We start from the raw sequence: 10,195 nt of genomic DNA, 5'->3' as shown, positions 1-10,195 counted from the left end.
ATGGTGTCGAGCAGCCGGTAGCGCAGGTCGTCACCGTCGTGCTGCGCCACGACCATCGATTTGTCGACGAGTTCGCCGAGCAGGCCGGCGATCTTCCAGGTCGGGAGGTGACTGTCGGCGCACACCGCCTCGATCGCCTGCAACGGCGCCGCGCCGGCGAACACCGCGAGGCGGTCGAAGAGGTCGGCCTCATCTGCGGCCAACAGGTCGTAGGACCATGCAACCACCGCCTCCAGGGTGCGGTGCCGGCCGCCCTCGTGCCGCGGCCCACCGGCGAGTACGGCGAAGCGCTGGTTGAGCCGCTCCACCAGCGCGGCCGGCGCCAGGGCCCGGGTGCGGGCGGCGGCGAGCTCGATGGCCAGCGGCATGCCGTCGAGGCGGCGGCAGAGCTCGGCCACGGCGCCGGCGTTCGTGTCGCTGAGCCGAAAGGCCGGATCCACGGCCTGTGCCCGCATCCGGAACAGGCTCCCGGCAGGGGTGGCCAGCACATCGGCGGTCGGTGCCCCTTCAGACGGGACACCGAGCGGCGTCACCGGCCACACCCGCTCGTTCGACAACCGAAGCCGCTCGCGTGACGTGGCCAGCACCGTGACGCCGGGACAACCCGCCACGATCGCTGCCACGTGCGGGGTCAGGGCTTCGAGCACATGTTCGCAATTGTCGAGCAACAGCAGCAGGTGCCGGTCCCCGAGACCCGACACCAGCGCGTCGGTCACCGACTGTCCACCGGACGGTTGGATCGCCAGCGCGGTGATGAGCGCACCGCCGACGCCCTCGGCGTCCCGCACGTGCGCCAGTGCGCAAGGTATGACGCCGTCGCGCCAGGTCGCGGCCGTGTGCTCCACGAGGCGCTCGGCCAGACGAGTCTTGCCGATGCCGCCAGGCCCGGTGAGCGTCACCAGCGAGGCGCTCCGCAGCCAGGTGCTCAGGATCTCGATGTCACGGTCCCGCCCCAGCAGCGGATCCGACCGCCGTGTGGACTCGGCCGGTGGCGTTGTCGGAGACAGCGGGGGAGGGGGCGGCACCGTGTCCTGGCGCAGGATCTCCTCGTGCAATCCTCGCAGCTCAGGCGACGGGTCGACCCCCAGCTCGTCGCGGAGCCGGGTCTGCACCTCCTGGAAGGTGGCGAGCGCCGCGGCGCGTCGGCCGGCCGCGACGAAGGCGCGCATCAGCTGGCCGTGGGCCCGCTCGTCGAACGGCTCCGCTTCCACGACCCGGGGGAGGGTCTGGAGTGTCTCGTCGTGCCGGCCGAGCGCGAGCAGGGCGTCGATGCGGTCGGCCGCCGCGGCCTCACGCTGTTGGTCGAGGTGGCGGGCCGCGGACGTCAATCCGGGATGCGTGGCCAGGTCGCCGAACGCCGGGCCGTCCCAGCAGCTCTCCGCCTGGTCGAGCAGGGCGAGTTTCTCCCGTGGGTCGCGGCTACGCTTCGCCTGCCCTAACAGGTCCCGGAACATGCGCGCGTCGAACTCGTGGACGGTGAGGTCTAGGCGGTAACCGTCGGGCGCGCTCTTCAGTGGTGTCGGCTCGCCGGGTGCCAGCGACAGCAGCTGGTGGCGCAGCCGGGAGACGTGACTCTGCAGCGACTTCCGGGCGGTGTACGGGGGAGACGATCCCCACAGCGCGTCGACCAGCCGGTCGGCGCTGACGATCTCGCCATCGCCCGCGAGCAGCAGTGCCAGGATGGTCCGCTGCTGCCCACGCGCGAGCGTGACCCTGCGTCCGCTAGTGACGACGCCCACCGGGCCAAGCGCCAGGAACCGCATCCGTCATCCTAGCCCGGATCCGTCGGCGCGATGTCGACTGAGAGCGTCGGGACGGCTGCGCTGTCATCTAAGGCAGCGTTGAACTCGTCGGCGATATCGATCGCCGAGGTCGCGACTACGAAGCGTCCACGCACACCTTGATTCTGCCCCCGATGCCGCCGTGCGCGGAACCGACGACGCTGGTCATAGGTCGATGAGCTCGACGGTCACGGTCGCGATGTCGCCTGCGTCTAGGGCTTCGGCCCTGCGGATGGCACTGGCAGCCTGAGGTGACGAGCCGGCAGCGGCGAGCACGGTTACGGTCTCATTCGGCCGTGTCACTGGCGGGCACTTGTGCGCGACCGGAGTGTGGTTTACATTAGGCGTAATCGATTGCGTAATCGATTACGTCTCATCGGCAGGAGAGGAGTCCGGACATGGCGGGACCGACGTACCGGGAGATCGCCCAGGCGCTGGGTGTGTCGACCGCGACCGTGTCCCGTGCGCTCGCCGGTGAACTGGGCGTCAGCTCGGAGATGGCGCGACAGGTCCGGGAGACCGCGGCGTCCCTCGGGTACCGATCGAACCGGGCGGCGAAGGCGCTGCGTAAGCAGCGGGCTGACGCCATTGGGCTGGTCATCTCTGACGTCGAGAACCCGTACTTCGCCTCCGTAGCCCGAGTCATCGAGGGAGTCGCCGCGGAGCACAAGCACGCGGTTCTGCTCTGCAACACCGACGAGGATCTGGAGCAGGAACAGCTGTACCTCGACTTGATGATCGGCGAGAACGTAGCCGGTGTCATCGTCGCGCCGTCGGCGGAGAAGGTCGGACCATTGCAGCAGCTTCTCGATGCCGGTATCCCCACCGTCGCGCTCGACCGCCGGGTGGCCGGTGACCCGTTCGACGCCGTGCTCGTCGACCATCGGGCCGGGGCGCGCGAGTTGGTTTCGCATCTGATCGAACACGGGCACCGGCGGATCGCCGCCGTGATGGGAACCACGGCCGCGACACCGAGCCGGGAACGGCTGAACGGGTGCCGGGACGCGGTCGATGCGGCCGAAGGTGCCGAGCTCACGGTCATCGAAGGCGAGATGACTGATGCCGTCGGTGTGCAGGGAACGTTCGAGCTCGGGGAGCGGCTGGCGATCGAAGCGCTCGGACACCCGGAGCCGCCGAGCGCGGTGTTCTGTGCGAATGGCTTGATCTCACTGGGCGTCCTGCGGGCGGTGCGGCGGCTCGGACTGCGGGTACCACAGGACATCGCCGTTGTCGGCTTCGATGACCAGCCGTTCTTCGACCTCCTTGACCCGCCGCTCACCGTCGCGGCGCAGCCGGTGGAGGAGATCGGCCGGACCGCGGCTGAACAGCTCTTCCAACGCATCGCCGACCCAGACCGTACGGTCAACGCCGTGGTCGTCCCGCCGACCGTGCACGTGCGGCGCTCTTGCGGATGCGAGTTCGACCAGGCGACTGGCTGATCACCTCCTAGATCCACAGCACACCCAGACAACAGCACGTATCGGATCCAACGAAGGGACCGCATCATGAGCTTCAGACGACACCGTTCTGGCGGCGTGGTGCCGCCGGGGAAGCTATGGACACCCCGCGATGGTGGCGAAGGTCGCCGTTCCGGCTATGGCGGCCATCGAGCCGGCTTCTCCCGCCGGCGATTCCTCTCCAGCTCGCTCGGCCTTGGTGCCGGACTGGCCGGCGGCGGGGCATTTCTCACGGCCTGCGGCAACGACAACGGTGATGGCCCCGGAGCCGGCACCGGGGGAGACGTTGGCACCAGCAACGACGTGATCGACTTCTGGCAGTGGTACGCGCCGCAGGAAGGCGGTGGCTACGCGGTCGAGGCCCAGAGCGACTGGTTCCTCGACCTCGTGGACGAGTGGAACGCGCGAGGCGGCGTCCAGGTCGCGTTGACCTACATCCCGGTCTCGGAGTACATCGAGGGTACGCAGCTGCAGTCGGCGTTCTCAGCCGGCTCCGGTCCCGATCTGTTCGTCATCAGCCCCGGAGACTTCCTGCGCTACTACAACGGCGACGTGCTGTACGACCTCACCGATGCGCTCGGCGACGGCATCGATGACTTCTACGAGTCGGCGTTGAGCACACGTGTCGTCGATGGCCGGGTGTACGGCATCCCGATGGAAAGCGAACCGCTGACCATGTTCTACAGCGTGGCGGCTTTCGAGGAGGCCGGGTTGTCCGAAGGCGATATCCCGCAGACGTGGGATCAGCTGCTCGACGTCGCGGACAAGCTCACCACGGGAGACCAGTTCGGCGTCCTCTTCGAGACCACGCCGAACGTCTACCAGAACTTCACCTGGTACCCCTTCCTCTGGCAGGCCGGCGGCGACGTCGTCAACGAGACCGGGCTGGCATCGGCCTTCGACTCGCCGGCGACCGCGGCGGCACTCGGATTCTGGCAGGAGGCGATCGACGCGGGTGTGGCGCCGCGGACCATGCAGGGCGGCGGTGGCGGGGACCTGGTGTCCAACATGCCGAGCGGCTACGCGGCGATGGCCCAGATGGTGACGGCCGGAGGCTCGTTCCTGGAGGAGGGCGCGCCCGACTTCGAGTACGGCATGTTCCCGCTCCCGGTCCCGGACACCTCCGCCGACCCCATCACCGACATGGGCGGTTGGGCGTTCTGCGTGAACAAGAACAGCCCGCACGCAGAGGCGGCCGCCGAGTTCTGCGCCTGGGCGCTGGCCGGCGAGGAGAGCGTCGACCGCCTGGTCACATGGGCGTTCGACGCCAAGAAGAGCCTGCCGGTGCGCAAATCGGTGATGCAGAAGGCCAACGACGACGGCCTGTTCGACCAGGACGAGTTGATGGCCTACGCCGCGTTCGATGTCCTGGGACTCGACCCCGGCAACCTCGACAGTGACGACACACCGTACGGGCGAGGCGAGCCGCGGTTCACTCCGGAGGTGGTCCAGGCCGTCACCGACGCCATCCAGGACGCGCAGCTCAACGGCGTCGACCCAGCGCAGGCGGCCGCGGACGCCCACGGACGGATCAATGACGCGCTGGCGGACTACGACGGCGCCCCGCTCGGCTCCTGAGGCGGCCAGTCTCATGCCTCGAACTTCAGACCTGATGACGATGACTTCCACACGAGATAGCGGTACGCCCACCAGGCCGGCGTACGAAGACGGGGACAACCCGCGAGGCGGAACCGAACGGCACGGTGGCGGACCGATGAGCCGGTTGAGCGGCCGGTTGACGGGACGGATGAGTCTTCGACGACGCGAGGCATTGGCCGGTTACGCGTTCGTGGCGCCGTCGGCTATCGGCGTCGGCGTTTTCGTCTTGGTGCCGATGCTCATGGCGTTCGTGCTGAGTTTCACCTCGGCCGATGGGTTCGGTCGGATGGACTTCGTCGGGCTGGAGAATTACCGCCGCATGTTCGACGACCCGCAGTTCATGGACAGCATGCGCGTGACGCTGCTCTACGTCGGGGCGTTCGTGCCGGGGCTGTATGTGCTGGCACTGGTGATGGCGCTGCTGGTGAACGGAAACCTGCCGGGTCGTGCGTTCTTCCGGGCGGCCTTCTTCGCCCCATACACAGTGAGCCTGGTCGTCGTCGGTCTGGTGTGGCGGTACATGCTGGCAGACCGCGTGGGGGTGGTGGACTCGTGGCTGCGTGCTCTCGGCGTCGAGAACCCGCCGTCGTTCCTCGGCGATCCGGACTGGGCACTGTGGACGGTTGTCTTCGTCAGCATCTGGTTCTTCGTCGGCTTCTACATGATCATCCTGCTCGGCGGGCTGCAGGACATCCCGGGTGATCTGTTCGAGGCGGCTCGATTGGACGGCGCGGGCTACCTCCGCACACTGTTCAGCGTGGTGCTGCCGCTGTTGCGGCCGACGACGTTCTTCGCGTTGGTGCTGGCGACGATCGCCGGGCTTGCCGGGCTACAGGCGTTCGACCTGATCTTCGTGATGACCGAGGGCGGCCCGGCGAACTCGACCAGCCTGGGAATCTTCTACATCTACCAGCAGGCGTTCCGCGGCAACCAGTTCGGTTACGCGTCGGCGATGGCGGTTTGGTACGCCCTGGCGCTGATGGTGCTGACCGGGATCGCTTTCTGGCTGACCAAGGGAGGCCGTTTTGAGCGGGACTGAGGCCGACCGCCGACGCACAGGCGCAGGTGCACTGGCGATGCGCGGCAGCCGTCGGCGGCGCGGCACGCGAGTGTCGACCATGCTGGCGTTGGTGCTCGCCACCGTGCTTGCGGCGGTGCAGCTGTTCCCGCTGCTATGGATGCTCTCCGGAGCACTGCGGCCGCCAGAGGAGTCGACCAGCTCCAGCCTTCTGCCGGACAACCCAACTCTGGACAACATCACCGACGTGTTCACTCGCATCCCGTTCGCGCGGTATCTGCTGAACAGCCTGGTGACGTCGGTCGCTATCACGGTGCTCCTGGTCGGGCTCGGCGCCATGGCCGGGTACGCGCTGGCGAGGCTGCGGTTCCGCGGCCGTGAGGTCATTTTCGGTATGTTCTTCTGCACGCTGCTGGTCGCGCTGCCGGTCATCCTGGTGCCGCTGTTCTACGTGGTGACCCGGATGGGTCTGGACAACACCTATGCAGGGCTCATCTTGCCGGTCGCGTTCACCGCATTCCCGGTGTTCCTGATGCGCCAGTTCTACCTGTCCTTCCCGAAGGAGCTGGAGGAGGCGGCGGATCTGGATGGGGCCGGCTACCTGCGCCGATTCGTTCAAGTTGTGCTGCCGCTGAGCACACCGATGCTGGCATCGCTGAGCGTCATCACCTTCCTCGCCGCCTGGAACAGCTTCCTGTGGCCGCTCGTCGTCGCTCGTGACCAGGACCTGTGGGTAGTCCAGGTCGGCATCGCCACATTCCAGAGCCAGTACGGAGGGGAGTGGAACCTGATCATGGCCGCGTCGCTGCTGGCGGCTATCCCGACGCTGCTGGTCTTCCTCTTGCTGCAGCGTCAGATCATCGAGTCGATCAAGGCGTCAGGACTCAAGGGGTAGCAGCGATAGACGCATGTCACGGGACTCGAATCGAGTCCATCGTCCGCAGCGGATTCAGTGGCAGGAAACCAGGCCGGTTGAAGCCACCCAGTACGTACCAATCAGAAAGGACCCGCATCTCGTGTCGAACAACCTTCCCTTCGCGCTCGGCGATGATCTTCTCTCTCGGGCTGCCAAGCGCCGACAGGCGCGCAGCGCCAGGGTGTCCAGCTGGGACCAGACCGGTGGGAACGAGGACGCGTTCGTCGTCATGCCCGGCGAGACGGCCGTGCTCGCGGATCTGGAAGGCCCAGGGTGCATTACGCACCTGTGGCTTACCCAGACCTGCCGCCGGATCATCGGCCCTGGGCTGATCGACCCGCGTCAGGCCGGTGTCGCCATGCTGGAGATCCACAACGCGCTGGGCGTGAACTGGGAGATCACGGACCCGGACTACTACCGGAAGGTGATGATCCGGATGTACTGGGACGACCAGGAACAGCCGAGCGTGGTCGCCCCGCTCGGCGACTTCTTCTGCATCGGAAACTCGATAGCTGGGAACTTCGCGTCTCTGCCGTTCACGGTTTCGGTGAAGGAGGAGGAGCGGCTCACGTTCGGCGGTCCAGCGGCGCTGAACTGCTACCTGCCGATGCCGTTCAACTCGCGGGCACGGATCGAGGTGGAGAACCAGAACGACGTCCCGTACGTGCAGTACTACTACGTCGACTACGAGCTCTACGCCGACCCACTGCCGGACGACACGCTGTATTTCCACGCACACTGGCGGCGAGAGAACCCGTGCGATGGTTGGGCGCCGGACTTGCAGGTCAACAGCCTGGAGACGCAGGTGCCGAACCTCGACGGCGTCGGCAACTACGTGATCTTGGAGACCGAGGGCGCCGGCAACTACATCGGCTGCAACCACTCTGTCGCGCACTTCCCCGGTACCTGGTGGGGCGAAGGCGACGACATGATCTTCATCGACGACGACGGCTGGCCGCCCAGCATGCACGGCACCGGCGGCGAGGACTACTTCAACCAGGCCTGGGGGATGCAACGCAACGCGTACCCGTTCTGCGGCACCATCGTGCACGAGGGTGACGTGCCCGGATACCAGGTCAGCTATCGGTTCCACCTCGCCGACCCGGTGCGGTTCGAGAAGAAGATCCGGGTCACGATGGAGCACGGCCACGCCAACCACCTCGCTGACGACTGGTCGTCCACCGCGTACTGGTACCAGACGCTGCCCGGCCCTCGCTTAGAGATTCCGCCGGTTGACGAGCGGCTGCCCCGCCGGCCGCAGTCGCCGCCGGCCGACGGTGTGCCGCTGCCGGATCGGGACACGCTCGACGAGGTTCGCCAGGCGATGCTGCGCCGGCGCGACGAACGGATGACGGAGTTCGAGCGGAACCGCGCCGAATGGTTCTCCCGGCGTGCGGCGGACACCCGGGAGCGGCAGGTGGCCAACGCTGGGCAGGCACGCCGGGTCCGTGCCTCCTTCCTGGAGTCGAGGCAGTGACGCAGACGGATCCGACGACGCCCACGACGCCAGCGGCCGACACGGCCGCGCCAGGTTTCTGGCGGCCGCGGTACCACGTCACCGGCGCCCGGAACTGGATCAACGACCCGAACGGCCCAGTGCAGTGGGACGGGAGGTACCACCTGTTCTTCCAGGCGAATCCGGATGCGCCGTTCTGGGGCCCGCCGCGTTGGGGGCATGTGTCGTCGCCGGACCTGGTGCGCTGGACCCGCCACGACGACGCCATCGCGCCGAGCCCGCAGCGTATGCCCGGTTCACGCGACTCGGATGGCATGCCGGACTCGGACGGTTGCTGGTCCGGTTGTCTGCGGGAGGTGAGTGGGCGCCCGGCCATCTACTACACCGGCGTGGTCGGGGACGATGACGACCGGATCGAGTCGGTGTGCCGGGCATGGGGTTCGGCGGACCTGACGGAGTGGACGAAGGACGACGCGAATCCGCTGATCCCCGCCCCGCCGGCCGATCTCGGGAGCGGCTACCACCGGGACCCGTTTGTGTGGCACGACGGCGAGCGATGGCAGATGCTGCTGGGCAGCGGGACCGTGGACGGTCAGAGGCACGGCACCGTGCTGCTATACGAGTCGCGCGACGCGACGTCGTGGGAGTACCGCGGCATCTTCTACAGTGCCCCGCGTATCCGCGACGGACTCGATCTCGGCGAGCATTGGGAGTGCCCGCAGCTCGTATTCTCCGGTGATCGGGTACTACTCATCGTCAGCTGTCAGGTGCCGGACGCGGTGAAACCCTTGATGCATTCGGTGTACTTCGCAGGGACCGTCGCCGACGGCCGTTTCGTCGGCGAGCAGGTCGGATTACTCGATTATGGTGACGCCTTCTACGCGCCTGCCGTGACCACGGACGAATCCGGGCGGACCCTGATGTGGGGCTGGGCACAAGAGCGCGTGCCGGCCCGGACGCAGGCAGAGATGCGGCACGTAGGCGCGTTGTCCTTGCCGCGGACAGTATCCCTTGACGGAGACCGAGCGCGGGCCGAGCCGGCTTCAGAGCTCCGGCGGCTGCGGCTCGGTCCCGTGGTCACCAAGGCTGAGCTGGCCACGGGCGTCGTCATCGACCGCCCCGCCCTCGAGCTGGCCGGGAACCTGAATGAGGGCGTCGGCGGCTGGTCGATCGTCTCCGGGGAGTCAGAACTGAACATCAGCGTCGATCCTCCGGGAACGATAGTGAACGTCGAGGTCAGCGACTCAACGGCGGGTACGCGGGAGTTCACGGTGCCGAGACCGAGGACGGGCGAGTTCTCAGTGTTCGTCGACGGTTCGCTCGTCGAGCTCTTCACCGGCGACGGCGCTGCTCTGACCACGCGCGTGTACTGGTCGAACCCGGAACTGACCGTGACGTCAGGAGCAGAAGCATACGTCCACGTGTGGAACCTCGACACCGCGGTACTCCCGGACGCCTGACGTACGAGTGTCCTGAACTCAAAGCGTCCTGCAACGCATGGCGCATAGCACTCGCGTTGCAGGACGTCCGCCCACCACTACAGGAGACGGCAGAATGACAGCTGAAACCAGCAGCATCGATGCTGATGGGGTCGTGGCCGGGAAGGTCCTGGTTGTGGGTGAAGCGCTCGTCGATGTCGTGCACCGGTTGGACGGCACCGTGGATGAGTCACCGGGCGGCAGCCCCGCGAATGTCGCGGTCGCTCTCGGGCGTCTCGGCCGCCGAGTCAGCCTCGCGACCCGGATCGCGGAGGATCGGCACGGGTTCCGGATCCGGCGTTGGCTCGACGGTTCAGCTGTTCGGCTCGTCGCGGCGGAAGCAGGCAAGCGCACGTCGGTCGCGACCGCACGCCTCTGCGCCGACGGCACCGTCAGCTACGACTTCGATCTCGAGTGGAAGCTCGACGGAATCATCGACGAGTCCGCTGACCTCGTTCATACCGGATCGATTGCCGCCTTGCTGGCGCCT

At 67.3% G+C, this 10,195-nt stretch carries 9 protein-coding genes; 7 read left to right on the top strand and 2 right to left on the bottom strand.

Annotated elements, in window-relative coordinates:
* Positions 1–1,763 (bottom strand): AfsR/SARP family transcriptional regulator (locus ELR45_RS03440; RefSeq protein WP_205855800.1); only part of this gene is annotated, 1,763 nt, incomplete at its 3' end.
* Positions 1,764–1,771: 8 nt separating this feature from the next.
* Positions 1,772–1,897, bottom strand: a complete 126-nt coding sequence (locus ELR45_RS41990) for an SOS response-associated peptidase (RefSeq protein WP_165367442.1) — start codon at positions 1,895–1,897, stop codon at positions 1,772–1,774.
* A gap of 282 nt (positions 1,898–2,179) precedes the next feature.
* Between ELR45_RS41990 and ELR45_RS03435 the strand changes: the two genes are divergently transcribed.
* The 7 genes from ELR45_RS03435 to ELR45_RS36655 all read left to right on the top strand — a co-directional run.
* On the top strand, positions 2,180–3,220 hold the full coding sequence (locus ELR45_RS03435; RefSeq protein WP_129663515.1) for a LacI family DNA-binding transcriptional regulator: 1,041 nt from the start codon (positions 2,180–2,182) through the stop codon (positions 3,218–3,220).
* A gap of 66 nt (positions 3,221–3,286) precedes the next feature.
* Entirely contained in the window at positions 3,287–4,816 is a 1,530-nt protein-coding gene (locus ELR45_RS03430) for an ABC transporter substrate-binding protein (protein WP_129663513.1), read from the top strand.
* Between the two features lie 136 nt (positions 4,817–4,952).
* Positions 4,953–5,876, top strand: coding sequence for a carbohydrate ABC transporter permease (locus tag ELR45_RS03425; protein WP_129663511.1), 924 nt, complete (start codon positions 4,953–4,955; stop codon positions 5,874–5,876).
* Positions 5,877–5,913: 37 nt separating this feature from the next.
* On the top strand, positions 5,914–6,750 hold the full coding sequence (locus tag ELR45_RS03420) for a carbohydrate ABC transporter permease (protein WP_129664176.1): 837 nt from the start codon (positions 5,914–5,916) through the stop codon (positions 6,748–6,750).
* Between the two features lie 121 nt (positions 6,751–6,871).
* Complete coding sequence (locus tag ELR45_RS03415; protein ID WP_205855797.1) at positions 6,872–8,248, top strand: glycoside hydrolase family 172 protein; 1,377 nt, start codon at positions 6,872–6,874, stop codon at positions 8,246–8,248.
* Positions 8,245–9,687 carry a glycoside hydrolase family 32 protein gene (locus ELR45_RS03410; protein WP_165367441.1) on the top strand — a complete coding sequence of 481 codons (1,443 nt, stop codon included), beginning with the start codon at positions 8,245–8,247 and terminating at the stop codon, positions 9,685–9,687. Before ELR45_RS03415 ends, ELR45_RS03410 begins: the two co-directional genes overlap by 4 nt.
* Positions 9,688–9,781: 94 nt before the next feature.
* The coding region (locus ELR45_RS36655) for a PfkB family carbohydrate kinase (protein WP_240759137.1) at positions 9,782–10,195 on the top strand (414 nt) is incomplete at its 3' end.

It is taken from the genome of Phytoactinopolyspora endophytica, from assembly GCF_004138495.1.
Taxonomy (GTDB): Bacteria; Actinomycetota; Actinomycetes; order Jiangellales; family Jiangellaceae; genus Phytoactinopolyspora; species Phytoactinopolyspora endophytica.
Note: the sequence above shows the minus strand (reverse complement) of the source record. Positions and strands in the feature narration are given on the sequence as shown.

What these genes read in the sequence shown, in the direction of transcription:
- ELR45_RS03430 (WP_129663513.1), top strand. Translation starts at nt 3,287, where the DNA reads ATGAGCTTCAGACGACACCGTTCTGGCGGCGTGGTGCCGCCGGGGAAG.
- ELR45_RS03420 (WP_129664176.1), top strand. Translation starts at nt 5,914, where the DNA reads ATGCGCGGCAGCCGTCGGCGGCGCGGCACGCGAGTGTCGACCATGCTG.
- ELR45_RS03435 (WP_129663515.1), top strand. Translation starts at nt 2,180, where the DNA reads ATGGCGGGACCGACGTACCGGGAGATCGCCCAGGCGCTGGGTGTGTCG.
- ELR45_RS03425 (WP_129663511.1), top strand. Translation starts at nt 4,953, where the DNA reads ATGAGCCGGTTGAGCGGCCGGTTGACGGGACGGATGAGTCTTCGACGA.